The organism is Vibrio sp. LB10LO1, from assembly GCF_010092875.1.
GTDB lineage: Bacteria > Pseudomonadota > Gammaproteobacteria > Enterobacterales > Vibrionaceae > Vibrio > Vibrio campbellii.
This window is the reverse complement of the sequence record NZ_JAADJW010000024.1, coordinates 15,538-41,084: the sequence shown is the minus strand read 5'-3', so window position 1 is coordinate 41,084 and position 25,547 is coordinate 15,538. Positions and strand designations below refer to the sequence as shown.

Annotated in this window: 24 protein-coding genes; 10 read left to right on the top strand and 14 right to left on the bottom strand. The window is 47.0% G+C overall.

From position 1 onward, the window contains the following. The 4 genes from atpG (at position 1) to glmU (ending at position 4,258) form a co-directional block, all read left to right on the top strand. Positions 1–867 (top strand): F0F1 ATP synthase subunit gamma, encoded by an 867-nt coding sequence (atpG, locus tag GXP65_RS16930; RefSeq protein ID WP_005429827.1) that lies wholly within the window; start codon positions 1–3, stop codon positions 865–867. Positions 868–902: 35 nt separating this feature from the next. Beyond that, entirely contained in the window at positions 903–2,306 is a 1,404-nt protein-coding gene (gene atpD, locus GXP65_RS16925; RefSeq protein ID WP_005532839.1) for a F0F1 ATP synthase subunit beta, read from the top strand. Positions 2,307–2,324: 18 nt separating this feature from the next. Beyond that, a complete protein-coding gene (locus GXP65_RS16920; RefSeq protein WP_005429758.1) occupies positions 2,325–2,747 on the top strand; it encodes a F0F1 ATP synthase subunit epsilon in 423 nt (140 codons plus the stop codon). A gap of 149 nt (positions 2,748–2,896) precedes the next feature. Then, on the top strand, positions 2,897–4,258 hold the full coding sequence (glmU, locus tag GXP65_RS16915) for a bifunctional UDP-N-acetylglucosamine diphosphorylase/glucosamine-1-phosphate N-acetyltransferase GlmU (protein ID WP_162093336.1): 1,362 nt from the start codon (positions 2,897–2,899) through the stop codon (positions 4,256–4,258). Between the two features lie 85 nt (positions 4,259–4,343). Here the strand turns inward: glmU and GXP65_RS16910 are convergent, their stop codons facing one another. Then, positions 4,344–5,084 (bottom strand): amino acid ABC transporter permease, encoded by a 741-nt coding sequence (locus GXP65_RS16910; RefSeq protein ID WP_005429752.1) that lies wholly within the window; start codon positions 5,082–5,084, stop codon positions 4,344–4,346. 121 nt (positions 5,085–5,205) lie between these two features. On the opposite strand from GXP65_RS16910, the gene GXP65_RS16905 reads away from it, so the two are divergent. Beyond that, positions 5,206–5,982, top strand: a complete 777-nt coding sequence (locus GXP65_RS16905; protein WP_162093335.1) for a transporter substrate-binding domain-containing protein — start codon at positions 5,206–5,208, stop codon at positions 5,980–5,982. Positions 5,983–6,073: 91 nt separating this feature from the next. On the opposite strand, the gene punC is transcribed toward GXP65_RS16905, so the two are convergent. Continuing rightward, on the bottom strand, positions 6,074–7,279 hold the full coding sequence (punC, locus tag GXP65_RS16900) for a purine nucleoside transporter PunC (RefSeq protein ID WP_005429760.1): 1,206 nt from the start codon (positions 7,277–7,279) through the stop codon (positions 6,074–6,076). A gap of 153 nt (positions 7,280–7,432) precedes the next feature. Between punC and punR the strand changes: the two genes are divergently transcribed. Further along, positions 7,433–8,335, top strand: coding sequence for a DNA-binding transcriptional activator PunR (punR, locus tag GXP65_RS16895; RefSeq protein ID WP_005429759.1), 903 nt, complete (start codon positions 7,433–7,435; stop codon positions 8,333–8,335). Positions 8,336–8,372: 37 nt separating this feature from the next. Here punR and ilvA read toward each other — a convergent pair whose 3' ends face one another. The 5 genes from ilvA to ilvG are packed head-to-tail and all read right to left on the bottom strand — an operon-like array spanning position 8,373 to position 14,673. After that, a complete protein-coding gene (ilvA, locus tag GXP65_RS16890) occupies positions 8,373–9,920 on the bottom strand; it encodes a threonine ammonia-lyase, biosynthetic (protein WP_162093334.1) in 1,548 nt (515 codons plus the stop codon). Between the two features lie 4 nt (positions 9,921–9,924). Further along, positions 9,925–11,766: a dihydroxy-acid dehydratase gene (ilvD, locus tag GXP65_RS16885; protein WP_162093333.1), complete on the bottom strand. Its 1,842-nt coding sequence runs from the start codon at positions 11,764–11,766 to the stop codon at positions 9,925–9,927. Between the two features lie 13 nt (positions 11,767–11,779). After that, entirely contained in the window at positions 11,780–12,718 is a 939-nt protein-coding gene (ilvE, locus tag GXP65_RS16880; protein ID WP_005429790.1) for a branched-chain-amino-acid transaminase, read from the bottom strand. A gap of 12 nt (positions 12,719–12,730) precedes the next feature. Further along, positions 12,731–13,015 carry an acetolactate synthase 2 small subunit gene (gene ilvM, locus GXP65_RS16875; RefSeq protein WP_005429819.1) on the bottom strand — a complete coding sequence of 95 codons (285 nt, stop codon included), beginning with the start codon at positions 13,013–13,015 and terminating at the stop codon, positions 12,731–12,733. 11 nt (positions 13,016–13,026) lie between these two features. Next, positions 13,027–14,673 (bottom strand): acetolactate synthase 2 catalytic subunit, encoded by a 1,647-nt coding sequence (ilvG, locus tag GXP65_RS16870; RefSeq protein WP_045451523.1) that lies wholly within the window; start codon positions 14,671–14,673, stop codon positions 13,027–13,029. A gap of 462 nt (positions 14,674–15,135) precedes the next feature. Here ilvG and GXP65_RS16865 point away from each other — a divergent pair, with 462 nt between their 5' ends. Then, positions 15,136–16,659: a YifB family Mg chelatase-like AAA ATPase gene (locus GXP65_RS16865; protein WP_005429794.1), complete on the top strand. Its 1,524-nt coding sequence runs from the start codon at positions 15,136–15,138 to the stop codon at positions 16,657–16,659. 10 nt (positions 16,660–16,669) lie between these two features. On the opposite strand, the gene GXP65_RS16860 is transcribed toward GXP65_RS16865, so the two are convergent. Together GXP65_RS16860 and GXP65_RS16855 are read right to left on the bottom strand one after the other, a co-directional pair. Beyond that, positions 16,670–17,503, bottom strand: coding sequence for a sensor domain-containing diguanylate cyclase (locus GXP65_RS16860; protein ID WP_021017937.1), 834 nt, complete (start codon positions 17,501–17,503; stop codon positions 16,670–16,672). Positions 17,504–17,647: 144 nt separating this feature from the next. Further along, positions 17,648–18,604, bottom strand: a complete 957-nt coding sequence (locus tag GXP65_RS16855) for a DUF2860 domain-containing protein (RefSeq protein ID WP_050920131.1) — start codon at positions 18,602–18,604, stop codon at positions 17,648–17,650. A 169-nt stretch (positions 18,605–18,773) separates the two neighbouring features. Here GXP65_RS16855 and GXP65_RS16850 point away from each other — a divergent pair, with 169 nt between their 5' ends. Further along, positions 18,774–19,652 carry an acyltransferase gene (locus GXP65_RS16850; RefSeq protein ID WP_005429796.1) on the top strand — a complete coding sequence of 293 codons (879 nt, stop codon included), beginning with the start codon at positions 18,774–18,776 and terminating at the stop codon, positions 19,650–19,652. Positions 19,653–19,721: 69 nt separating this feature from the next. On the opposite strand, the gene GXP65_RS16845 is transcribed toward GXP65_RS16850, so the two are convergent. The 5 genes from GXP65_RS16845 to GXP65_RS25085 form a co-directional block, all read right to left on the bottom strand. Then, complete coding sequence (locus GXP65_RS16845; RefSeq protein WP_005429765.1) at positions 19,722–20,324, bottom strand: thiol:disulfide interchange protein DsbA/DsbL; 603 nt, start codon at positions 20,322–20,324, stop codon at positions 19,722–19,724. Positions 20,325–20,358: 34 nt separating this feature from the next. Continuing rightward, positions 20,359–21,345, bottom strand: coding sequence for a serine/threonine protein kinase (locus GXP65_RS16840; RefSeq protein WP_053301550.1), 987 nt, complete (start codon positions 21,343–21,345; stop codon positions 20,359–20,361). A 48-nt stretch (positions 21,346–21,393) separates the two neighbouring features. Continuing rightward, the gene (ccoG, locus tag GXP65_RS16835; RefSeq protein ID WP_005429824.1) at positions 21,394–22,815 is read right to left on the bottom strand and encodes a cytochrome c oxidase accessory protein CcoG; all 1,422 of its coding nucleotides are present in this window, start codon (positions 22,813–22,815) and stop codon (positions 21,394–21,396) included. A gap of 311 nt (positions 22,816–23,126) precedes the next feature. Continuing rightward, positions 23,127–23,393: a YihD family protein gene (locus GXP65_RS16830; RefSeq protein WP_005429763.1), complete on the bottom strand. Its 267-nt coding sequence runs from the start codon at positions 23,391–23,393 to the stop codon at positions 23,127–23,129. A 123-nt stretch (positions 23,394–23,516) separates the two neighbouring features. Beyond that, positions 23,517–23,684 carry a hypothetical protein gene (locus GXP65_RS25085; protein WP_005536917.1) on the bottom strand — a complete coding sequence of 56 codons (168 nt, stop codon included), beginning with the start codon at positions 23,682–23,684 and terminating at the stop codon, positions 23,517–23,519. Positions 23,685–23,979: 295 nt separating this feature from the next. Between GXP65_RS25085 and GXP65_RS16825 the strand changes: the two genes are divergently transcribed. Both GXP65_RS16825 and GXP65_RS16820 read left to right on the top strand, forming a co-directional pair. After that, the gene (locus tag GXP65_RS16825; protein WP_045371942.1) at positions 23,980–24,786 is read left to right on the top strand and encodes a sporulation protein; all 807 of its coding nucleotides are present in this window, start codon (positions 23,980–23,982) and stop codon (positions 24,784–24,786) included. A gap of 72 nt (positions 24,787–24,858) precedes the next feature. Further along, positions 24,859–25,512, top strand: a complete 654-nt coding sequence (locus GXP65_RS16820; RefSeq protein WP_038892396.1) for a hemolysin III family protein — start codon at positions 24,859–24,861, stop codon at positions 25,510–25,512. Positions 25,513–25,547 lie beyond the last annotated feature (35 nt).

Sequence of the window (25,547 nt, the reverse complement as noted above, 5' to 3'; positions counted from 1 at the left end):
ATGGCCGGCGCAAAAGAGATACGTAATAAAATCGGTAGTGTTAAAAGCACGCAGAAAATTACGAAAGCGATGGAAATGGTAGCAGCTTCAAAAATGCGTCGTTCTCAAGACGCAATGGAAGCTTCTCGTCCATACGCTGAAACAATGCGTAAAGTGATCGGTCATGTGGCTAACGCAAACCTAGAGTACCGTCATCCGTACCTAGAAGAGCGTGAAGCTAAACGTGTTGGTTACATCATCGTTTCGACAGACCGTGGTCTGTGTGGTGGTTTGAACATTAACGTGTTCAAGAAAGCCGTTACAGACATGCAATCATGGAAAGAGAAAGGTGCTGAAGTTGAGCTAGCTGTAATTGGCTCAAAAGCAACAGCTTTCTTTAGAAATGGTGGCGCAAAAGTTGCGGCACAGGTTTCTGGTCTGGGTGATAACCCAAGCCTAGAAGACCTAATCGGTTCTGTTGGCGTAATGCTTAAGAAATACGATGAAGGTGAACTGGACCGTCTATACGTAGTGTTCAACAAATTTGTGAACACTATGGTTCAGCAACCAACGATCGATCAATTGCTACCTTTGCCTAAATCGGACAGCGAAGAGATGCAGCGTGAGCACTCATGGGACTACATCTATGAGCCTGAACCAAAGCCTCTATTGGACACACTTCTAGTGCGTTACGTAGAGTCTCAGGTATACCAAGGTGTAGTAGAGAACCTTGCTTGTGAGCAAGCGGCTCGAATGATTGCGATGAAGGCTGCAACGGATAACGCAACCAACTTGATTGAAGATTTAGAACTTGTGTACAACAAAGCCCGTCAGGCTGCGATCACACAAGAACTATCAGAAATCGTTGGTGGTGCATCTGCGGTTTAAGCTTAGGTAAAACGAAATAGTTTAGAGGATTAACGATGGCTACAGGTAAGATCGTACAGATCATCGGTGCGGTAGTCGACGTAGAGTTCCCACAGAGCGAAGTACCAAGTGTATATGACGCTCTAAACGTTACGGACTCAAAAGAGCGTCTTGTTCTTGAAGTTCAACAACAGCTAGGCGGTGGCGTAGTTCGTTGTATCGTAATGGGTAGCTCTGATGGTTTACGTCGTGGCGTTGAAGTGGTTAACACTGGCGCTCCAATTTCAGTACCAGTAGGTACTAAAACTCTAGGTCGTATCATGAACGTCCTAGGTGACGCGATTGATGAGCGTGGTGAGATCGGTGCAGAAGAGGTTTACTCTATCCACCGTGAAGCACCAAGCTACGAAGAGCAATCAAACGAAACAGCACTTCTAGAAACTGGTGTTAAAGTAATCGACTTGGTTTGTCCATTCGCTAAGGGTGGTAAAATCGGTCTATTCGGTGGTGCAGGTGTAGGTAAGACCGTTAACATGATGGAGCTTATCAACAACATCGCACTTCAACACTCAGGTCTATCAGTATTTGCTGGTGTTGGTGAACGTACTCGTGAAGGTAACGATTTCTACTACGAGATGCAGGAAGCGGGCGTTGTAAACGTTGAGAATCCTGAAGAATCTAAAGTAGCGATGGTTTACGGTCAGATGAACGAGCCACCAGGCAACCGTCTACGTGTTGCACTGACTGGTCTAACAATGGCAGAACGTTTCCGTGACGAAGGTCGTGACGTACTTCTGTTTGTTGATAACATCTACCGTTACACACTTGCAGGTACTGAGGTATCAGCACTTCTAGGTCGTATGCCTTCTGCGGTAGGTTACCAGCCAACTCTTGCAGAAGAGATGGGTGTACTACAGGAGCGTATCACGTCAACTAAGCAAGGTTCTATCACGTCTGTACAGGCGGTATACGTACCTGCGGATGACTTGACTGACCCGTCTCCAGCAACAACGTTCGCGCACTTGGATGCAACGGTTGTACTTAACCGTAACATCGCAGCAATGGGTCTATACCCAGCGATCGACCCACTAGATTCGACTTCTCGTCAGCTAGACCCACTAGTAGTTGGTCAAGATCACTACGACACAGCTCGTGGCGTTCAGCAGACACTTCAGCGCTACAAAGAGCTGAAAGATATCATCGCGATTCTAGGTATGGACGAGCTATCTGAAGAAGATAAGCAAGTTGTATCTCGTGCACGTAAGATTGAGCGTTTCCTAACTCAGCCTTACCACGTAGCGGAAGTATTTACAGGTGACCCAGGCGTTTACGTACCTCTTAAAGAGACACTACGTGGCTTCAAAGGTCTACTAGCTGGTGAATACGATGACATTCCAGAGCAAGCGTTCATGTACTGCGGTACGATTGACGATGCTATCGAGAATGCGAAGAAGCTATAAGGCTAACTAGGAGGCGATATGGCACCAATAACCTTTCACCTAGACGTAGTAAGCGCTGAGAAACGTATTTTCTCTGGTCGCGTAGAAACGTTTCAGGTGACCGGTAGCGAAGGTGAGCTGGGTATTTTCCACGGCCATACTCCGCTGCTGTCCGCTATTAAGCCTGGTATGGTGCGTATTGTGAAACAGCACGGCCACGAAGAGTTCATTTATGTCTCTGGTGGTATGGTCGAGGTTCAGCCTGGTACTGCTACAGTACTGGCTGATACAGCGATTCGTGGTGAAGATCTAGACGCAGCGAAGGCAGAAGAAGCCAAGCGCCGCGCTGAGGAGCAAATCCAGAATCAGCATGGTGACATGGACTTCGCACAAGCGGCCAGTGAACTGGCTAAAGCCATTGCTCAGCTACGAGTTATCGAGCTGACCAAAAAGCGTCGCTAAGCTCAATTAGCAACGTTGCATGAAAAAAGGCGGCCATTTGGTCGCCTTTTTGATTAATTTTAGTTGTAAATTTACATCCTGCCATTAACTATTCCTTCCAAGCTGTTTAAAATAACGGCCATTTAATATAAAACGTCAATAGGTTATCAATGAAATTCAGTGCTGTGATTCTTGCTGCGGGTAAAGGTACCCGTATGTACTCGAACATGCCTAAAGTGCTTCACACTTTGGCAGGGAAGCCAATGGCAAAACATGTTATCGATACATGTACAGGTCTTGGCGCACAAAACATCCACCTAGTATATGGTCACGGTGGTGATCAAATGCAGCAGACGCTTGCTGAAGAGCCAGTTAACTGGGTACTGCAAGCGGAACAATTAGGTACTGGTCACGCGGTTGATCAAGCGTCTCCAAAGTTTGAAGACGATGAAAAAGTACTGGTGCTTTACGGTGATGTTCCACTGATTTCAGCTGAAACAATTGAAAACCTATTAGATGCACAGCCAACAGGCGGTATTGCACTACTCACAGTAATGCTAGATAAACCAATGGGTTACGGTCGTATCATTCGTAAAAATGGCCCTGTAGTCGCGATCGTTGAGCAAAAAGACGCAACAGAAGAGCAGAAGCTCATCAAAGAATGTAATACTGGTGTGCTGGTGGCGACAGGTGGTGACCTGAAACGTTGGCTTGCTGGTCTAAACAACGAAAACGCACAAGGCGAATACTACTTAACAGACGTTATCGCAGCAGCGCACGATGAAGGTCGCGCGGTTGAGGCGGTGCACCCAGTAAATGCGATTGAAGTGGAAGGCGTTAACGATCGTGCTCAATTGGCTCGTCTTGAGCGTGCATTCCAATCAATGCAGGCGCAAAAGCTATTAGAGCAAGGTGTGATGCTGCGTGATCCAGCGCGTTTCGACCTACGTGGTGAACTGCAATGCGGTATGGATTGTGAAATCGATGCGAACGTAATCATCGAAGGCAAAGTATCACTGGGTGATAACGTTGTCATCGGCGCTGGTTGTGTACTGAAAGACTGTGAAATAGACGATAACACCATCGTTCGCCCATACAGCGTAATTGAAGGCGCAACTGTTGGTGAAGAGTGTACAGTTGGTCCATTCACACGCCTGCGTCCTGGCGCAGAGATGCGTAACGACTCTCACGTGGGTAACTTCGTTGAAGTGAAAAACGCGCGTATCGGTGAAGGCTCTAAAGCAAACCACCTGACTTACCTAGGTGATGCAGAGATCGGTCAACGTACTAACATTGGTGCAGGTACTATCACTTGTAACTACGACGGTGCGAACAAGTTCAAGACCGTTATCGGTAACGACGTTTTTGTTGGTTCAGATAGCCAGCTTGTTGCGCCAGTGACGATTGCTGATGGTGCAACGATTGGTGCCGGCACGACATTGACCAAAGATGTTGCGGAAGGTGATCTTGTGATCACTCGCGTGAAAGAGCGCAAAATCACTGGTTGGCAACGCCCTGTGAAACAAAAGTAAGCCTCAGCTGCTTTCTTTAACTGAAATAAACCAAAGCCGCTCATCATGAGCGGCTTTGTTGTATCTAGTGGTGTGAAAGGACAGTTTAGTGACTTGGTATCGCGATGCGCTTCTCTAGCCAACGCACCGCTTGGGAAACCAAAAGAATCAGCACCAAATACTCTAAGACGAGAAACGTATAGATTTCTAGTGGTAAGTACTCATTCACCACCAATTCATTAGCACGCCTTGTTAAGTCGCTTAGACCGATTACGCTGACTAAAGAACTCATCTTAAGGATATAAACGAATTGATTCCCCAGTGGCGGTAAGATTTGGCGAAATGCTTGGGGAAGAATTACCAATCGCATTTTTTGCCAGTAGTTTAGCCCAAGCGACTCTGCTGCTTCATGTTGTCCGCGGCTGATGGCTTGGATTCCTCCTCTAAACACTTCCGCCATAAAGGCACTTTCTGCAATGGTTAATGCAATCACACCTGCCCAAAAATGATTCAGGGAAACATCAAGCAGTGTCGGCATTCCGTAATACACCCACAGCAACAATACCAAAACTGGAATAGAGCGGATCACTTCCACATAAACACGGTTGATCCACTTAAGTGCTGGAGAATCTGACAGGGCGGGAAGGGCAACGATCAATCCGATGGTCATCGCAAACAGCATACTGAGTAGCGACACTTGGATCGTGTCATTAAAGCCTGCGACCAGAAACTTTATGTTTGTCAGGCCTTGCTCGGTTGATGGGTCAAGAACATACCAACCCCATTGATAATCGGAGCAACCAGTGAGAAGCAGCAACGAAATCAGCCATAGATGTCTATAGTTCACATTTACTCCCTGAACTGACTAAAAAACTTCCTTTGTTACTGCTATGTTATCAATGAAGTTGCATTAATAGTTAATAATTAAAGGGAATATCTCCCATCATCATTCTTTTAAGGGAATTGAAATGAAAAAAACGTTGCTTGCGCTAGGAATGTGTTTAATTGCGATGACCCAAGTCGCTCATGCTAACAGCCGTTTACAAGAGGTGTTGGATAAGGGTGTTTTGCGTGTCGGAACGACAGGGGATTGGAATCCGATGACAATGAAAGATCCCGCTACCAATAGTTATCGTGGTTTTGATATCGATGTCACCACAGAGCTTGCCAAAGATCTTGGCGTTAAGGTGGAATATGTTGCGACCGATTGGAAAACACTAGTCAATGGCATTACTGCCAACAAATACGATATTACCGGTAGTGCGTCATTGAATATGTCACGCGCAAAAGTAGCGGGTTATAGCCAACCGTATTTCTATCTTGCGTTTGTGCCTGTGGTGCAAAAGAAAGACTTAGCAAAATTCTCAGATTGGGCAGACTTTGACAAGCCTGATGTAAAAGTGGCGGCTACGCTGGGGACCGTGCAAGAAAAGATGGTCAAAGACTTCTTCCCATCTGCACAGCACATTGTGATTGAAGCGCCGGCGCGTGATTTCCAAGAGCTTCTGGCTCGTCGTGCCGATGTCTCCGTGACGTCCAACGTTGAAGCGGCAACGCTGGTGGAGAAATTTAAACAGTTAGCGATTGTCCCAGTCAAAGAGCCTCGCAAGCCAACGCCTATTGCGATGCTGTTGCCTCAAGACGACCAAGTCTGGATTAACTATATTAACCACTGGGTTGAGTTGAAGAAAACTCAAGGCTTCTTTAAGCAAACCGCCGAGAAATGGGGCTTAAAGAGTATGTAAGGTTTTGCCTTATTCTTTCGCCTATAAAAGACAAAGAGCCGCATTAAGCGGCTCTTCTATATTATGTAGTGGGGTTGAGCTTGACGAAGAATTAGAGCTCGTCTTCACTCACTACGCGAGCGTTGTCCGGAGTCGTGAAGTGCTGAGACAATTCGCGGTTAGACAGGATATAACCTATCCACAGACCGCCCATACAAATCACAATTGCTACACCCGTTACCATCTGAGCTTGGCTTGCCATCGCCGCAACCAGTGCGCTTGATAGGCTGCTTACGGTAATTTGTAGGCTGTTCTGCAGACCAGCTGCGGTTGCTGGACTTTGCTTTGCACTCGCTAATGCACGGTTTACTACGATTGGGTAAAGAGCACCATTTGCCACCGCAATCAAACAGAATGGCGCCAGGATTGGCCAGATAGAGGTCAGTTGCCACTGTGATGCAGCGAAGATAAGTAGAGCAGCAACACTAAACAAACCAATCAACTGACGCAGAATCTTCTCGTCACCGTATTTGCGAACGCCAACCTTACCTAAGTAACCACCCACCATGAAGGCGATAGTTTGTGGAATAAAGCTCAAACCAATGTCCTTCGCTTCATAGCCAAGTTGAGACATGATTTCTGGCATACCCGTTAGGTAAGCAAAGAAAGCCGCAGACGCTGTAGCAAACATAAACACGTTACCTAGGTAAGTTTTAGAACCTAGTAGTGATTTGATGTCTGAAGACATGCTGGTTTGTTTTACTTCTACTTTTTCATTTTTTTGCGCCATTGTCGCAACAACAAGCAGTACACCCATCAGTGTCAATGCAACAAAAATACTGTGCCAGCCAAAGCTGTCAGCCAGCAGTACACCTAATTGAGGTGCTAGTGCAGGAGACAGTGCTACAAGCGGCATGATAGTGGCAAAGATCTGCTGGCTCTGGCCTGAGTGACGCTTGATCACCATCGCTTGCCAGATTACCGCAGGAGCACAAACACCAATCGCTTGAACGAAGCGTAGCGCGAGTAGTTGCCAAACTTGCTCACTGAATGCGAGACCAAATGAGGCGACAGTGAACAGCGCCAAACCAGCTGCTAACGTGTTGCGATGACCGAATTTGTCTGAAGCTAAGCCCCACATCAATTGACCAAAAGCCATACCAACAAGAAAGACAGTTAATGAAAGTGCGATCTGTTCAGGGCCAGTAGCAAAGTCGACTTCCATCGCTTTGAAGGCAGGTAAGTACATATCGGTGGCAATGAAGCCGAGCATAGACAGGGCTGCAAGGTAAACGAGTTGTAGTTTTGAGATTTTCATGATTCAACCAATCAAATTATTTAATCATTTTTTGTTCAGTATCAGTTGGCGCCAACCCTGATTTATTTACCTCGCCATTCTATTTTTCGATTTTGAGAAAATAAAACGCTAAAATTGTTGGTTATCAATCAAATTTTTTGAAAGGTAGAAATCATGTTCTCCAAATCTTCTCTGGAAATGCTCGATACCGTTGCTCGATTAGGCAGTTTTACAGCGGCAGCAGAAGTACTGCATAAAGTCCCTTCAGCGATCAGCTACGGAGTGCGTCAAGTGGAGCAGGAGTTAGATGTGGTTCTGTTTCGTCGATTACCGAGAAAAGTGGAGTTAACGCCGGCCGGTGAGTTGTTTATCGAAGAGGCGCGCTTACTGCTCAGACAAATGGCAGAAGTGAAAGCGCAAACTCGCCGCGCTGCACATGGCTGGCAGTCAACATTGAAGCTCACGCTGGATAATGTGGTTAAGCTGGATAAGCTCAAACCTTTGGTTGAAGACTTCTACCGTGAGTTTGAATTCGCAGAGCTGCAAATCAACATGGAAGTGTTTAACGGCTCATGGGAAGCTATCGCACAGGGGCGTGCTGATATTGTCGTTGGAGCAACGTCAGCGATTCCTGTTGGTGGGGATTTTGAGGTCAAAGACATGGGCGTGCTCGATTGGGCATTCGTGATGTCGCCGGCTCATCCATGCGTACGCCAGCAAGTATTGACCGAAGAGTTTGTCAGTCAATTTCCGGCGATCTGCCTCGATGATACCTCGAACGTGCTACCAAAACGCCACACTGGACATTATGCAAAGCAGCGTCGTTTGCTCCTACCAAATTGGTATAGCGCGATTGAATGTCTGAAAAATGGAGTCGGAGTGGGCTACATGCCACGCCATATTGCGATGCCGCTTATCCATGAAGGAGTGCTGGTGGAAAAAGTTCTGCAGGATGATAAGCCATTGAGCCAATGTTGCTTGGTATGGCGTAAAGATGACAATCACAAGTTGATTCAATGGATGGTGGATTACTTAGGTACACCAAATAAACTGCATCAGGATTGGCTGCAGTACTAACAAAAAGCCACTTTCAAGGAAAGTGGCTTTGTTGGTTCTAGGACAAGAAAAACTTGTAAGACGGATTATCTGTTTCGTCTTTGCATTGATAGCCAAGTTCACGTAAATGTGCAGAAAACTGAGCTAAGTCGCTTTCATCTAACTCGAAACCACATAAAACGCGTCCGTAGTCCGCACCGTGGTTACGGTAGTTGAACAAGCTGATATTCCAATGGGTGCCGAGTGTACTTAGGAACTTAAGTAGTGCTCCCGGATACTCTGGAAATTCAAAGCTGTAGAGGCGTTCTTTAAGCGGCTTAGACGGCTTGCCACCAATCATGTAGCGCACGTGTAGTTTCGCCATTTCATCGTCAGACAGGTCAACTACAGGGTAGCCACCATCACGTAAATCATGAATGATGTTTTCTAGTTCTTCCTGACCGCCTTGCAAACGCACACCGACAAAGATATTTGCCAGTGCATCATCGTTGTAGCGGTAGTTAAACTCCGTTACAGCACGGCCGCCAATCAAGTTACAGAACTCAAAGAATGCACCTTGACGCTCAGGAATGGTGACCGCAAGCAAACCTTCACGTTTCTCACCAAGCTCGCAACGCTCAGAAACATAACGCAAACCATGGAAGTTAGTGTTGGCACCAGACAGCACGGTGCCTAGATTTTTGCCTTTGAGTTTGTTTTGCTCAGCAAACTTCTTCAAACCTGCCAGAGCAAGCGCCCCTGAAGGCTCAGCAATGGCGCGAGTGTCTTCAAAGATGTCTTTTACTGCTGCGCAGATTTCATCGCTAGAGACTGCAATATGGCCATCAATGTACTTTTGGCATAGACGGAAAGTCTCTTCGCCAATGCGTTTTACAGCGACGCCATCGGCAAACATGCTGACTTGGTCTAGTACCACTGGCTCACCAGCATCCAATGCTGCTTTGAGGCATGACGAATCTTCTGGCTCAACTGCGATTACTTTGATTTCTGGCATTAACTGCTTCACAAGCACCGCAACACCGGCAGCCAAACCGCCGCCGCCGACAGGAACGAAGATGTAATCAAGGTGACCATTTTGCTGCAGCATTTCCATGCCAATTGTGCCTTGACCTGCAATCACCAGTGGGTGATCGAAGGGAGGGACAAAGGTGTACCCGTTTAACTCGGATAGACGCTCTGCCTCGGCTTTTGCCTCATCAAAGTTACTGCCGTGCAGCACCACGTTGCCACCGAAACCACGTACTGCATCAACTTTGATGTCTGGCGTAGTTTTTGGCATCACGATAGTGGTTTTAATGCCCAGCTTAGTGCCAGAAAGCGCCATACCTTGAGCATGATTACCCGCAGAGGCGGCAATCACACCTGCGGCTTTTTGGGCTTCAGACAGGCTTGCCACCATGTTGTATGCACCGCGTAATTTGAACGAGTGCACGGGCTGGCGATCCTCACGCTTGATTTGCACATTGTTACCAATACGTGCAGCAAGGCGAGGCATCTCTTGCAGTGGTGTCACTGTCGCGACTTCATACACAGGAGCACGCAAGATCTGGCGCAGATAATCTGCACCAGATTGGTTTTCCTGTTTTAAGGGAAAGGGTTGACTCATAAAGCTAGCCCTCGAGCTTAGATTTGTCTCGTACTGCACCTTTGTCAGCACTGGTCGCCATACTTGCGTACGCTTTGAGTGCAAATGAAACTTCACGTTGGCGGTCAACAGGTTTCCAGCCTAGCTCGTCTTGTTTTGCACGGCGCTCAGCAAGCTCTTGTTCAGAAACTTGAAGTGAGATTGAACGGTTTGGAATATCAATCGCGATCATATCACCTTGTTTAACCAAACCAATGGCACCGCCGTTTGCAGCTTCAGGAGAAGCGTGACCGATAGACAGGCCAGATGTACCGCCAGAGAAACGGCCGTCAGTTAGAAGAGCACACTCTTTACCGAGTCCCATTGATTTTAGGTAAGTGGTTGGGTAGAGCATTTCTTGCATGCCCGGACCACCTTTAGGGCCTTCGTAGCGGATAACAACCACGTCGCCGGCTTTAACTTTGCCGCCTAAAATACCTTCTACGGCGTCTTCTTGGCTTTCAAATACTACGGCCGGGCCTGTGAACTTATGGATGCTCTCATCAACGCCAGCGGTCTTAACGATACAGCCATCAAGTGCGATGTTGCCTGATAGAACCGCTAAGCCACCTTCTTGGCTAAAGGCATTTTCTTTGGTTCGAATACAACCTTCTGCACGGTCGTCATCAAGGCGATCCCAACGACAATCCTGAGAGAATGCCTGAGTGGTACGGATACCAGCAGGACCTGCGCGGAAGAACTTTAATACCTCTTCATCTTCGGTCTGGATGATGTCGTACTTCGCTAACTGCTCTTTCATTGAAAGACCAAGAACGGTGCGCGCTTCGTTGTGTAGCAGGCCTGCACGGTCAAGTTCACCAAGGATAGCCATTACACCACCAGCGCGGTGTACGTCTTCCATGTGATACTTCTGAGTAGATGGTGCCACTTTACATAGGTGTGGTACTTGGCGAGATAGGCGATCGATATCTTCCATATCGAAATCCACTTCACCTTCTTGCGCTGCAGCCAGTAGATGCAGAATGGTGTTGGTTGAGCCGCCCATTGCGATGTCCAGTGCCATGGCGTTTTCGAAGGCATCAAACGTAGCGATGTTGCGTGGCAGTGCTGATTCGTCATCTTGCTCGTAGTAACGACGAGTCAGTTCAACGATACGACGACCTGCATTAAGGAACAGTTGTTCACGGTCAGCGTGTGTTGCCAGCATAGAACCGTTACCTGGTTGAGAAAGACCCAGGGCTTCCGTTAGACAGTTCATTGAGTTTGCAGTGAACATGCCTGAACACGATCCACACGTTGGACATGCGCTGCGTTCGATCTGTTCACTTTGCTCATCAGATACTTTTGGATCCGCGCCTTGGATCATCGCATCAACAAGGTCTAGTTTGATGATCTGATCAGAAAGCTTGGTTTTACCCGCTTCCATTGGACCACCAGAGACAAAGATAACAGGGATGTTAAGACGCATAGATGCCATCAACATTCCAGGAGTGATTTTGTCACAGTTAGAGATACACACCATCGCATCGGCACAGTGTGCGTTAACCATGTATTCTACTGAGTCTGCGATCAGTTCGCGTGAAGGCAGTGAGTACAGCATGCCGCCGTGACCCATTGCGATACCATCATCAACCGCGATGGTATTGAATTCTTTAGCGATGCCGCCGGCTTTTTCGATTTCACGTGCTACAAGCTGACCCATGTCTTTTAGGTGTACGTGACCCGGAACAAATTGAGTAAACGAGTTTACGACGGCGATGATTGGCTTACCGAAGTCTTCATCTTTTACGCCTGTTGCACGCCACAGCGCGCGAGCACCCGCCATGTTACGACCATGTGTGGTGGTAGCTGATCTATATTTTGGCATTTCCTAATCCTTCTTACTTCTGTTCTGGGTACACATAGTCTAACCAGCCCCACTTATCTTCCGTGGTGCCGTTAAATAGGCCAAAGTAGGCCGCTTGTAGTTCTTTAGTGATTGGGCCGCGTTTACCGGTGCCCACTTCAATTTTGTCGATGGTTGCTACTGGCACAACTTCGGCTGCTGTACCTGTCATAAAGACTTCATCGGCAAGGTAAAGTGCTTCACGCGCAATGTTCGCTTCGCGCACTTCATAACCTTTATCGCGTGCGATGGTCATGATTGAATCACGAGTGATGCCCGGCAAAATTGCACTGGTTGCTGGTGGTGTGGTGATCACGCCGTCTTTGATAACAAAGATGTTTTCACCAGCACCTTCCGATAGATAACCGTCTACGCTCAGTGCGATACCTTCGTCGTAACCGTGACGACGCGCTTCACCACCGACTAGTAGCGAAGATAGGTAGTTACCGCCTGCTTTAGCCGCAGTTGGGATGGTGTTTGGTGCTGCACGGTTCCAGCTTGAAATCATTGCATCAACGCCAGCTTCTAGCGCTTCTTCACCCAAGTAAGAGCCCCAAGGGAAAGCGGCAATGATTAGGTCCATCTCTGTGCCAACGGGAGGACATACGCCTAAGCCAACATTACCGACAAAACCCAATGGGCGAATATAAGCACTGTCGAGTTTGTTCTGGCGCAGGGTTTCACGCGTCGCTTCCATGATTTCTTCTACAGAAAACGGGATCGGGAAGCGGTAAATCTTGGCAGAGTCTTTTAAACGCTGTGCATGCTCGCGGTGACGGAAGACAATTGGTCCTTTCGGTGTGTTGTAGCAGCGTACGCCTTCAAATACAGAGGTACCGTAGTGCATCGCGTGAGTCAAAACGTGAACGTTCGCCTCTGCCCATGGAACCATCTCACCATTAAACCAAATGAAATCTGCAGTTTTCGTTGCCATTTATTGCCTTCCTTATGCACTCACGTGTTGTTGTAAGTTGTGATTTGGGAGCTCATCGCTGCGGATTTTGAGTACCTCAACGGTGCGAATATCCCACAACTTCTCAATTTGATTGACCAAAAACGAGATAGGTCGATCGCTGTCGACGATGATCTCTACGCTGGCTACTTTGCTTTCGTGGTTTTGGGTAGCAGCGACTTGTTTGATCACAAAGCCTCGGTGACGAATCACACGAAGAACGCGCTCCAACAATACCGGTTTATCGTCGGCTTTGATGTCGAGTAAATATCTGTCCATGCGATTGTCTCCTAAGTGTTTTCCAACATATCACTGTTTGATGCACCAGGTGGTACAAGTGGCCACACGTTCTCTTCTTCATCGATTAAAACGTGAAGCATGTAAGAAGTCTTACTTTCTAGCATCTCTTTGAGAGCCGGTTCGACTTCTTCTTTCTTGGTGATGGTTTTACCCGGGATATCGAACGCTTTTGCCAGCATCACGAAGTCTGGGTTGTCATCAAGAATGGTTTCGCTGTGGCGGCCGTCAAAGAACAATGACTGCCATTGGCGAACCATGCCAAGACGTTGGTTGTTAAGAAGGACAATCTTTACTGGAATCTGACGACGCTTCAGCGTGCCCAATTCCTGCACGTTCATCATAAATGAACCGTCACCTGTAATAAGGATAGACTGATCATCAGGACGTGCGACAGCGGCACCCATTGCTGCTGGCAAGCCGAAGCCCATGGTGCCAAGACCAGCAGAGGTGATGAAGTTTTGTGGATCGCGCGGCTGGATGTGTTGCGCTGCCCACATCTGATGCTGGCCGACGTCAGTCGAGACAATTGAGCTATCCGGCATCATGTCAGACAGTTGCTTAAGTAATAGCGGTGCGTAGATCAATTCGCCTGGATGGTCGTAGCGCCATTTGAATCCGCTGCGCAGGCTTTCACTGTGATGTACCCAAGGAGTGATGTCTTGAGTCAGCTCTAATTGAGGAAGAATCTTGCTGATTTCGCCACGCAGTGGTGCATTGGCGTGGCGAAGCTTATGGATTTCAGCCGCATCGATGTCGATATGAATCACTTTCGCATGCGGTGCAAACGTGTCGAGCTTGCCTGTCACGCGGTCATCAAAACGTGCCCCAACTACAATCAAAAGGTCACATTCTTGAACCACTAGGTTTGCGGCTTTGGTGCCATGCATGCCTAGCATGCCTAAGTAGTGCGGGTCGTGGCGTTCAATGGTGCCCAAACCTTTTAGTGTGCTTACTGCAGGCATAGGGTTTAAACGTAGGAACTCGCGTACTGAGTCTGTCGCTTTGGCAATTTGCACGCCACCGCCGACGTATAAAACTGGGCGAGTTGAAGCGGCTAGTACTTCTTGAGCGCGCTGGATATCGGCATCACTGACTTGTGGAGCGATTGGTGGAACAAAAGGAGGCAGCAGTTCGGTTGGCGCTTGAGCAAGCTGAACGTCTTTGGCGATATCAACAATCACCGGGCCAGGTCGACCTGCTTTTGCTACTTCGAACGCTTCGGCTAGCGTTGGGGCAAGGTCTTCAATCTCAGTCACTAGATAACTGTGTTTGGTACAGGCTAGAGACATTCCGATCACATCCATTTCTTGGAACGCGTCGGTACCGATATGAGAGCTAGCAACCTGACCTGTGATGGCGACTAGAGGAACGGAATCGAGGAAGGCGTCGGCAAGGCCAGTAACAAGGTTGGTGGCGCCTGGGCCGGAAGTGGCCATACAAACTGCAACATCTTGCGTTGCGCGGGCCATCCCGATGGCGGCCATTGCAGCCCCTTGTTCATGACGGCATAAGATGTGCTCGACACCTCCGTCATACAACGCATCGTAGATTGGCATTATGGCTCCACCAGGATACCCAAACACCGTTTCGATGCCTTGTTGTCTTAAAGCGGCTACGACTAGTTCTGCACCGGTCATCGTAAACCTCCTTTGCTACGTTGTGGCTCGTAGCTATCGCCATGTGTTTTGCACTTCATGTGCACTCCCATTCTTCCCGTTAAGCTGTCTAAGGGTTAGACAGATGACAACTTGTAGTTGTAAAAAAACCCCCGGACTTCTCAGTGCGGGGGTTTTTTGTAATTTGTGGTTACCTTTCGCCCACAATACCCCGCGTGGTGCCAATAATGACCACGATAATCAGGGCTAGCAGTGAGTTGATGTGAGCGAATAAGTTCATCTGTCTGTCGTTCTGTTTTCGTTAATAAGTCTTGTGTAATGTTCTACGAAAATGTTTGCGTCACTAGTGGTAACACACAAATCTGCTGCATGACAAGCAAAAAGTCATTCTTTTTTCACATTAAGTACCCATCTGTACAGGCTATATAACATATCCATATAAAAAACATTTGGTTAGATAACGTACAATAATTTGAGGGAATTATGGGGCTGGCAATCATTCATAGTCGAGCAAGTGTGGGTGTGCAAGCGCCATCGGTAAGCGTGGAAGTCCACATCAGTAATGGGATGCCGGGCTTTACCTTGGTGGGGTTACCTGAGACCACAGTAAAAGAATCCAAAGATCGCGTACGAAGTGCGATCGTCAATTCTAACTTTCAGTTTCCTGCAAAACGAATCACGGTCAATTTGGCACCTGCGGATTTGCCCAAAGAAGGCGGGCGCTTCGATCTGCCGATTGCATTGGGAATTTTAGCGGCTTCAGAGCAAATCGCGACAGATAAGCTCAAAAACTACGAATTTGTCGGTGAATTAGCCCTTTCTGGTGGGTTGAGAACGGTAAAAGGCGTATTGCCCGCTGCATTGGCTGCGAACAAAAAACAGCGCCGTTTAGTGGTACCTCATGCTAATGGCGATCAGGCGGCACTTGTCGGCAAAGAGCAGCACAAATCTGCCCAATCACTATTGGAAGTTTGTGCTGAGCTGTGTGGCCAACATCAACTGAACTTGTATCAAACGCCCAAGAAAAAAGAGCTCAAAGCACACGGTCGTGACTTGCAGGATATCATTGGTCAGCAGCAGGGAAAGCGCGCTTTAGAAATTGCGGCAGCTGGCAATCACAACCTGCTTTTCCTTGGCCCTCCAGGCACTGGCAAAACCATGTTGGCCTCTCGATTATGCGATTTGTTACCTGAGATGAGTGATGAAGAGGCGATGGAAACGGCTTCTGTGGCGTCACTGACTCAAAGTGAAATCAATGAACACAACTGGAAGACGCGGCCGTTTCGTGCCCCGCATCATTCCAGCTCCATGGCGGCTTTAGTTGGTGGTGGATCTGTGCCGAGACCGGGCGAAATATCTCTAGCTCACAACGGGTTATTGTTTTTGGACGAGATGCCGGAGTTTGATCGTAAGGTGCTCGACTCTTTACGTGAGCCATTGGAGTCCGGTGAAATTATTATCTCTCGGGCGCAAGGTAAGACGCGTTTTCCTGCTCGGTTCCAAATTGTAGGGGCGCTTAACCCGAGTCCGACAGGGTATTACGAAGGCAACCAAGCCAGAACGAATCCGCAAGCCATCCTGCGTTACCTTGGCCGATTATCAGGCCCACTTCTTGATCGCTTTGATATGTCATTAGAAATTCCTGCATTGCCGAAAGGAACCCTCTCTGAAGGTGGCGATAGAGGGGAACCCACGGCTATCGTCAAAGAGCGGGTGAATCAAGCACGTGACTGTATGCTGGCTCGTAGTGGTAAGGTGAATGCATTATTGGGCAGTCGTGAAATTGAAGCCTTCTGCCCGCTGCAAAAAAGTGATGCGGAGTTTTTGGAAAATGCGCTGCATCGCCTTGGATTGTCGATTCGTGCTTATCACCGCATCATTAAAGTTGCGCGTACTATTGCCGATCTGGAGGGTTCACCGCAAATTGAGCGAACGCACCTAGCAGAAGCTTTGGGCTATCGAGCAATGGATAGGTTACTTAAACAGTTAACCGCGCAAGCCGTTTAAACCCGAATGTTTAGCCTTGCTTGCGAGCGTGCTTGTCTTGATACAGTGCTTTATCGGCGTCTTCTAGACATTGCTCTAGATTGTCATTGCAGGCCATCAGACCAAAGCTAAACGAAATACCATGGAGGTGAATGTCGCTTTCCACCGCTTGGCGGATTTGCAATAAGGTTTCTCTAGCATCAGATATCTGCATGCAATCGAACACAATCACAAATTCATCGCCACCAACGCGATAGAGCGTGCCACTTTCTCCCAGCTGTTGCATGGTCAGTGTGGCGAAGTCTACTAGGACTTTGTCACCAATCGCGTGCCCATAGGTATCATTGACCTGTTTGAATTTATCCAGATCAAGGTACGCCACAAGGCAACAGTCACAGCCTTTTTGTATCGCAGACATCAAGGCTTTTTTGTTCATGGCACCAGTGAGGTGATCAAAATGAAGGCTTTGTTTGAGGCGGTTTTGCTCCTCAATGCGGGCCGTAATATCCCATGCCATTAGTACAATGTGGCGCACACCATTCACATCAGTAAGATAGCGTATGGACTCAAAATGGTGATTCTGAAAGGTTTCGATATCGACACGCATAGGTGCGTTACCGTCGAGCAATGCCTGATCGTTGCGCTTACATTGCATCAGCAAGTCACACAAATCATCATTTTGGCAGTTTGCGATCATAGTATCTATGCTGACGCCGAGAATGTCTTCTTCGAAGAAAGCGCGATAGCGTTGGTTGAGAGCGACATGCTTGCCATTTTCCTTGCGCACAGCGATAAACCCAGGGAAGTTCTGAGAAAGAACACTCATTAAGCTTTGCTCTGAAGCGTAGTTAGGATCAATGTGCACAAATCACTCTCTTAAATAGTAAACGGGTCGCACATTATCCATATGAAAATAAGTTTGGCTATTGTTTGAGCTATGAATTGTTTTTATTGTGACGATCAGGGCATTTTATAATCAAGGGGGAGAGTCTCCCCCGTGCTTAAGTGCTTAGAAACTGTAGTTTAAACCGGTTGATAGCAGAAATTCTTTTTCATCGTAGAAGGTGATGTTTGAACTGGTACTGCTGTAACCTGCGAGTGAAATGAATGACCAGTTTTGCCAGTCAAAGACATTCTTGTACTCGTATGCGGTGAAAAAACTCAGAGTGCCATCATTGCGAGTTTTGCCAAATGTCGCGCTAGCTGCGTCAAAGTCTTTAGCGGCATAGCCTGCTGTGAGTACGATGCGGTGTCGCTGGATAAACTTGAACCAGCTAAGGTCGAGCCCATACGAGTTATAGGATTCAGCATCGCCATCCGCATCATGGTGGATGTAGGTAAATGCTGGCTGCAGCATTGACGTGCGACTCAGTGGAATACGGTAGTCACCTTTGATGTGGTAGATCTTTGCATCACGCAGTAGTGATGGATCTGTCACGGTATCTTTCTCTACGTCTTTGTCTGCGTAAGCCAAATCAAGATTAAAGTTGTTGTCTAAGAAGCGGTTGATTTGGAGACGAAACGCATTGCCGCCTTCATCGGTGGTTTTTCTCGATTGCCCAGTTAGGTATGGGTCTTGCCATGTTTCTCCTTTCAGTATGGTCGGTAGATAGGAAAAATCGAGTACAGTGCCCGAAGCGAGTTGGTACTTATAACCGATCTGGAAGGCGAGGGTACCGATCGCGATATCGGAGCGCGTGGTACCGGCATACACTTGGTGATTGAGTTTGTTGCCAAAGGTATATGCTGCGCTGCCAAGGGGCGCAACGATAAAAGATTCATCACTTTCGGCGCGTTGATTTAGTGATGGAATGGTACTGTCGCCATCTGTGTTGAAGTTGGACTCTGATGAGACGAAGCCTGCGTTTAACGAAATTTCACCGCTAAAACCTGCGGTTTCTTCAAGTTGAGCTTGTGCTGAACTGACGATAAAAGCCAAAGGCAGTAAGGTTAGCCTTGGATTCATTCGCTTTCTCCTTGTTTGTCGAATGAAAGTGGTAATTCGAGTTGAGCGTTGGTCTAGTTTTACAGTGAAACAAATCTGACCATTCTTACAAATATTCCAATGTGACAACGGATTCGTATAATTACACGCTGTTTTATTATTCACGCGATATAGTTACTGATTGATTCCCATGCTGACCTATTTGTTACTCATTTTTAACGCTTCCTTTGTGATTATAAACTCTGCGGTTTGTTCCATCGCAATTTGTATCATCGCAATTTTTAAGTTGTTGCTTCCAACAGCTAAGCTCAAAGCGAAAGGCACCGAGGCTGCCAACAAAATGATGTGGGTTTGGGCCACAGTCAACGCTGGCATTCTTGCCTTGTTCAACCGCGTTGAGTGGGATATTCAAGGTGGCGAAAATCTCAAGAAGGACGGTTGGTATCTGCTTATCAGTAACCATCTTAGTTGGACTGATATTGTTGTACTGTGTTGTGTATTTAAAGATCGCATTCCAATGCCAAAATTTTTCTTAAAACAGCAATTATTGTATGTGCCTTTTATTGGTATGGCTTGCTGGGCGCTGGATATGCCATTTATGCGTCGCTATTCTCGAGAGTATTTGATTCGCAACCCACACAAGCGCGGTCAGGATTTGCAAACTACGCGCCGTTCTTGTGCAAAGTTCAAACACACGCCAACTACGGTAGTAAATTACGTTGAAGGCACTCGTTTCACCGAGGAAAAGCAACGCAAGAGTCGTGCGGGTTATCAACATTTGCTGCAGCCAAAATCAGGTGGCATTGCTTACACATTAGCGGCCATGGGCGATCAGTTTGAAAACATCATTGATGTGACCTTAGCGTACCCAGAAAACACCAATAAGCCATTTAAAGACATGATGATGGGACGTATGACGAAGATTGTCGTGCGCGTAAATGTTTTACCAGTCGATGAACGCGTGTTGGGTGATTACTTCAATGACAAGCCATACAAGCGCCAATTCCAGCAATGGCTGGGTGATGTGTGGCAAGAGAAAGATCAGTTACTGCAAGATATCCATAAGTAACCAGACCTAAAGGTTAAAGTTAAAAAAGGGGAGCAAGATGCTCCCCTTTCGTTTGATGTTCGACTCGAGTTACTTAAGCGTCAGTAGGTAATCAACCAAGGCAAAGTATTCCTCAGTGGATTTAATACCTTGTGCTTGAACTAGGTACTTGTTGTTGACGATAACAGCAGGAACGCCAGTTAGACCGCTATTTTCAAATTGCTTGTCCATACGACGAACCATTGAATCAACCGCAAAGCCTTTGAATGCTGCATCGAATTTCTTCGCGTCTACGCCTTCATCTAGGAAGATTTGACGAAGCTCTGCGTCATCACGAGGTGCTTTACGCATATTGTGAATGCGGTTAAACATCACTGGCACCATCTTGTCTTCAACTTTAAGTGCAACCATAGTCGCGTAGGCTTTGCTCATTGAAGGGCCCATGTTGCCGCCCATGAAAGAAACGTGGTTCTTTTGTAGCTTCGCGCCTTCAGGTAGCTGCTTCTTAAGTTGCTGGATAATTGGCTCAAACGTATTACAGTGTGGACAGTAGAAAGAGAAGAACTCAGTCACTACAGGCTTTTTCGACGCCTCTAGATCCAATACTTTGTAGTGCTCACCTTCTTTGAATTGCGCTGCATGTGCCGACAGGCTTAGCATCAGCATAGAAAACAGTGCGAACAGTTTTTTCATTTAATAATCTCCATTTTGAATTGTTCGGCCTGACTTACCATTGAGGCATTAAAGACAGTGGTGCTTCTTCTAAGCTGGCAATCTGCTCTTTAAATGCAAGGACCTGACCTTCCCAGTATTTTGGCTCATTGAACCATGGAAAAGCGAGCGGAAATGCCGGGTCATGCCAACGTTTTGCTAGCCATGCCATATAGTGCACCATTCGTAGACCGCGAAGAGGCTCGATTAGTTTCAATTCTGCCGAGTTAAAATCGCAAAACTCTTGGTAACCTTCTAAAACAATATCTAATTGCATCAGTTTGTCTTGGCGTTCGCCGTTGAGCAGCATCCATAAATCTTGGACAGCAGGGCCATTACGTGAGTCATCCAAATCGACAAACATTGGGCCATCACGCCATAAGATGTTTCCCGGATGGCAATCGCCATGCAGCCGAATGGTGTTGAAGCCTTCCTGCCAGTGACTTTCAATCGACTTGATTAGCATATCCAAATCATTGAAGAAGCTGTTCTCCAAATGCATCGGGATCATGTTGGCACTTTGCAGAATCTCTCTCGGTTGGTAGAGGTATTCTTGTAAGCCAATGGTTGGTCTATGTTGGAAGGCTTGTCGGCTACCTACTTTATGGATACGGCCGAGGAAACGACCTACACCTTCGAGCTGATCTAAGTTATCGACTTCGTATTGACGACCGCCGACACTTTCAAACAAAGCAAAGCCATAACCCTGATAATGATGCAGTGTTTCACCGTTGATAAGTACAGGTGGTGCGACAGGGATTTCGTTGTCGATCAGTTCAAGGGTGAAGTCGTGTTCTTCTTGAATCTGCTCATTGCTCCAGCGTTCTGGACGGTAGAACTTCACCACGTAGCGCTGGCGTTCTTCGTCTGTGAATTGGTAAACGCGGTTTTCGTAGCTGTTGAGTGCTAGAAAGCCCGATTCTGCTCGAATGCCGATGCTCTCTAGCGCATACCACATAAAGTCGGGCGTGAGGGCATCAAAGTTGAAAGTACCTTGGGACATATAAATAAAAAGGCTCATTGCTGAGCCTTTTTCCATTAGTCATCGAAGTTATAGCTTCTTGATAAATCGGCTTTCTACTTCGATAGTGAATTCGTTACTCTTATCGGTGAGTATAAACTGAATTGTCGTGATCGCAGAGTCTAGCTTGTCAGGATCTGCGCCGAGGCTCATTGGTAAGTTCAATACTTCACCCGGTTCAACTTGAATGGTTTGTTTGCCATACCAGCTGACATCACTTAGTCCTTCTACATTCAAATCGTATTCTTGAACTTGTTGAGTTTTGTTGATGACTTTCAGCGTGTAGGTGTTTTCCACTTCGCCAGAGCTGTTCACTCGGAATAATTGGTTACGGTCACGCAGTACGCTCATGCCTGCAGGATCAACCGATGCGACTTGGAGGAAGAACAAACCAATCATCACTAGTAGTACCGCACCATAGCCAAGCAGTTTTGGACGCATGACTTTGGTACTCTTACCTGAGAGACGATGCTCTGTGGTGTAATTGATCAGACCTTTCTCGTAACCCATGCGTTCCATGGTGTTGTCACACGCATCAATACATGCACCACAGTTGATACACTCATACTGCAAACCATCACGGATATCGATGCCAGTTGGGCATACCTGAACACACAAATCACAGTCGATACAGTCGCCCAAGCCAAGTTGTTTTGGATCGGCTTTGCGTGAGCGAGGGCCGCGCTTTTCACCACGTTTAGAATCGTAGCCCACGATGAAGGTGTCTTTGTCGAACATCGCCGATTGGAAGCGCGCGTAAGGACACATGTGAATACACATAATAGAACGCATCCACCCAGCGTTGCCGTAAGTACAAATGGCAAAGAACATCACCCAAAATACTGGCCAGAAGTTAGCATTAAAGGTAAAAAAGTCGATAACCAGTTGCTTCATTGGCACAAAGTAACCGACAAAGGTAAAGCCAGTTGCGAGGGCTATCGAAAACCACGCTATGTGTTTGAGGGCTTTACGCATCGCTAAGTTAGCGGTTAGCTTGTTGGAATCCTGTTTACGACGCTTATTGGCACTGCCTTCTAGTTTTTCCTCAAACCATATATACATAAAGGTCCACACGGTTTGCGGACACAGATAGCCACACCAAACCCGGCCTAAGAAGGTAGTGATGAAGAACAGTCCAAACGCGGCTATCACAAATAGCAGAGCGAGTAGGGTGAGGTCTTGTGGGTACAGCGTGGTGCCGAAAAAGTTGAACTGCTGGTTACCGATGTCCAGCAAAATGGCTTGGCGCTCGCCGTAAGGAATCCAAGGAATCAGGGCAAAAAACAGCAACAAAAACCAACCGCCGTAGCGACGCAGTTTTTGGAACGTACCTTTGCTTTCGCGAACATAGATTCGATTGCTTGGGTTGAAACGGTCCCCGTTGCCTTTGTGGGTCTTGGGGTTAAAGGTCTTTGGAGTCACATCTTTGATATCAATCTTATCCTGACTCATGCACTCATCCTTCTTTAGGCTTTCTTATAATGTACGGCGGCACTTCTAATGATGTCGCTCGATGACATTGCTGTTTGGTCCAAACCATGACACATGGTTGAACATAATTATTTTAGTAAATACTGATGAACGGCGATTATACAATCAATAACAATTCCGTTTCTTTAACGCAGTCAATGTTTAACAACAAAAGTCAGTACAGTTAACCAGATAAATGACTGAACAGTTATAACTGCCGTTTGAACTGTTTGATTTAGTTATAAAAAAAGCGACTCAAATGAGTCGCTTATCAATGCTAGGTTTTGCGCGGTTTACTTGATGATACCGCGCGCGCGTAGAATCGCGGTCTTAAAGTCGTCTTCTTGGTCTTTCTTTAGACCCGGGATCATTTCGTCTTTACCGCTGTTGCGCATTTTTAGGTGGTAGATCAGCACGTCATCGGTCAGATCTTCCAATTTACCTTCATAACCTGCTTCGTTCGCCAGCTTCATGATGAATTGTAGCAAGTTCATTTCTTGGTCTTTGTGCCACTCAGGCTCTAGTAGCTCAAGCAGCTCTTCAATACGATGACACTTCATTTCTTTCTCCACATAATTTATAGGTGTTATTTGCTACTAAAGGTATCAAATTGCTCGGCGAACACCAAATAGGAAAAGGGTAGAGAGAAAAGAAAAAAGCGCGGTGGTTGCCGCGCTTTTTAATTAAGCTGCTTTGATAACTTTGTTTGGAACACTTGGCATAATCGCTGTTTTCTCAACCAGAGTCATTGCTGGCGCAACTTGTTTTGCCTTTGGCGCAGCAGTGAAACCACTGCGACGGCGCATTGCACTACGATTTGTATGTGCGAACCTGACTGTTGTTGGGCGCATTTAGATACCTAACTGCCAGGCATATCCATTGCCGATGTAATGGCCTGAGTCACTATGAGTTGAGCTTCAACTGCTTGAAGGGTGGCTCTTCTGGCTTTCGCCAATCCAAATAATGAATCAGGAATAACGATATGCATGCATATCATGTATAGGTTAGCATTCCTGCCATAATTGGTCGATAGTTGAGCAGTTGAATTGTATGGATTTTATGGTTTTTAGTGCGAAATCGAGACGAATTTTGTTTTGATCCGGTGATCAGCAGTAGTAGTATGAGATTTCTACAAAGGAGGTGCATATGTCATTTTTGAAGAAGACACTTGCGAGCTTTGGGATTGGCAGTGCGAAGGTAGACTCGATCCTGAACCAAGACGTGCTGTATCCCGGTCAGAGCGTGGATGTTTCAATCCATGTTTATGGCGGCGCAACGGAACAAGCGATCGATAACATCGATCTTAAGCTTTGCTGTCGTTACATCGCAGAAGCACCAGATGATCGTGGGGCGCGAGAAGGACACAGTATGCGTCGTGTACCGCAAACGCATGTGTTGGCGAAGTGGAACCTCCCGTACGCATTTACCATCCATCCGGGTGAAGATCGCACCTTTGAGGTCAAACTCGATGTGCCATGGAACACCCCTGTCACCATCGGTGATGCCAAAGTTTGGTTAGAGACCGGCTTAGACGTTGCGATGGCGCTCGACCCTACCGACAAAGATATTCTTACCGTTAGACCCGATCCACTTATGGATGCCGTTTTGTCTGCTTTTGAATCACAAGGTTTACGCATTCGCCAAGTAGAGTGCGAAGAAGTCAAAGGCTTCGATCTACCATTTGTGCAAGAGTTTGAAATGGTGCCAACCGATGGCCCATATCATGGCGTATGGCGAGAGTTGGAATTTGTTGCTCATCGCGACGAGCAAAATCTCAAACTGTGGTTTGAAGTTGACCGTACTCGCACTGGTGCAAGTGGCATGCTGGCAAGTTTATTGGGAAGCGGAAAACTCAAACGTGAGCTGAGCATTCCGGTGAACACCAAACTGGACGAAGTTGGTTCGCTGATCCTCAATTACCTCGAACAAACCACCGCTGCCCACGAGTCTTAATTTAAGCTTACACGTGTACGCTTAATGTGCCATACTAGAGTGAATATTCAAAACTCTAGTATAGGCGCGTTCATGTCCTCACCACAGAAAGCACAATACAGTCAGGGCGAAGAGCTAGCCAATTCCATTACTCATGGTATTGGAATGATCTTCGGTATTGTTGGTTTGGTTCTGCTTCTTATCAAAGCTGTCGATCATCAAGCGGACACGCTGACCATTACCAGTATGGCGATCTATGGTTCTAGCATGATTGTGCTGTTTCTGGCCTCTACGCTCTACCATGCTATCCCATACCCTAAAGCCAAGCGTTGGCTGAAAACCTTCGACCACTGCGCCATCTATCTTTTGATTGCGGGTAGCTACACACCATTCTTGTTAGTAAGTCTGCGCACACCGTTGGCGATTGGGTTGATGATAGTGATTTGGACCATCGCGCTGATCGGCATCATCATGAAAGTCGCGTTTGTCTATCGATTCAAAAAACTATCTTTGATGACGTATCTGGTGATGGGCTGGCTATCGTTGATAGTGATTTACCAACTGGCAATAAATCTGGATATTGGCGGTTTGACGCTTTTAGCCGCAGGTGGGTTGGTGTATTCGATAGGGGTGATTTTCTACGTTGCCAAGCGAATCCCATTTAATCACGCAATTTGGCACGGCTTTGTGTTGGCGGGTTGTGTGTGTCACTTCTTCGCGATTTATTACTTTGTCGAGCCTATCTAGCTGATAGAGATAAACCCGACAAAGCATGTCTTATC

Bases quoted from the DNA above. Each gene is read 5' to 3' on its own strand.
- atpG (WP_005429827.1), top strand. From the start codon at position 1: ATGGCCGGCGCAAAAGAGATACGTAATAAAATCGGTAGTGTTAAAAGC.
- atpD (WP_005532839.1), top strand. From the start codon at position 903: ATGGCTACAGGTAAGATCGTACAGATCATCGGTGCGGTAGTCGACGTA.
- GXP65_RS16920 (WP_005429758.1), top strand. From the start codon at position 2,325: ATGGCACCAATAACCTTTCACCTAGACGTAGTAAGCGCTGAGAAACGT.
- glmU (WP_162093336.1), top strand. From the start codon at position 2,897: ATGAAATTCAGTGCTGTGATTCTTGCTGCGGGTAAAGGTACCCGTATG.
- GXP65_RS16905 (WP_162093335.1), top strand. From the start codon at position 5,206: ATGAAAAAAACGTTGCTTGCGCTAGGAATGTGTTTAATTGCGATGACC.
- punC (WP_005429760.1), bottom strand. From the start codon at position 7,279: ATGAAAATCTCAAAACTACAACTCGTTTACCTTGCAGCCCTGTCTATG.
- punR (WP_005429759.1), top strand. From the start codon at position 7,433: ATGTTCTCCAAATCTTCTCTGGAAATGCTCGATACCGTTGCTCGATTA.
- ilvA (WP_162093334.1), bottom strand. From the start codon at position 9,920: ATGAGTCAACCCTTTCCCTTAAAACAGGAAAACCAATCTGGTGCAGAT.
- ilvD (WP_162093333.1), bottom strand. From the start codon at position 11,766: ATGCCAAAATATAGATCAGCTACCACCACACATGGTCGTAACATGGCG.
- ilvE (WP_005429790.1), bottom strand. From the start codon at position 12,718: ATGGCAACGAAAACTGCAGATTTCATTTGGTTTAATGGTGAGATGGTT.
- ilvM (WP_005429819.1), bottom strand. From the start codon at position 13,015: ATGGACAGATATTTACTCGACATCAAAGCCGACGATAAACCGGTATTG.
- ilvG (WP_045451523.1), bottom strand. From the start codon at position 14,673: ATGACCGGTGCAGAACTAGTCGTAGCCGCTTTAAGACAACAAGGCATC.
- GXP65_RS16865 (WP_005429794.1), top strand. From the start codon at position 15,136: ATGGGGCTGGCAATCATTCATAGTCGAGCAAGTGTGGGTGTGCAAGCG.
- GXP65_RS16855 (WP_050920131.1), bottom strand. From the start codon at position 18,604: ATGAATCCAAGGCTAACCTTACTGCCTTTGGCTTTTATCGTCAGTTCA.
- GXP65_RS16850 (WP_005429796.1), top strand. From the start codon at position 18,774: ATGCTGACCTATTTGTTACTCATTTTTAACGCTTCCTTTGTGATTATA.
- GXP65_RS16845 (WP_005429765.1), bottom strand. From the start codon at position 20,324: ATGAAAAAACTGTTCGCACTGTTTTCTATGCTGATGCTAAGCCTGTCG.
- GXP65_RS16840 (WP_053301550.1), bottom strand. From the start codon at position 21,345: ATGTCCCAAGGTACTTTCAACTTTGATGCCCTCACGCCCGACTTTATG.
- ccoG (WP_005429824.1), bottom strand. From the start codon at position 22,815: ATGAGTCAGGATAAGATTGATATCAAAGATGTGACTCCAAAGACCTTT.
- GXP65_RS16830 (WP_005429763.1), bottom strand. From the start codon at position 23,393: ATGAAGTGTCATCGTATTGAAGAGCTGCTTGAGCTACTAGAGCCTGAG.
- GXP65_RS25085 (WP_005536917.1), bottom strand. From the start codon at position 23,684: ATGCGCCCAACAACAGTCAGGTTCGCACATACAAATCGTAGTGCAATG.
- GXP65_RS16825 (WP_045371942.1), top strand. From the start codon at position 23,980: ATGTCATTTTTGAAGAAGACACTTGCGAGCTTTGGGATTGGCAGTGCG.
- GXP65_RS16820 (WP_038892396.1), top strand. From the start codon at position 24,859: ATGTCCTCACCACAGAAAGCACAATACAGTCAGGGCGAAGAGCTAGCC.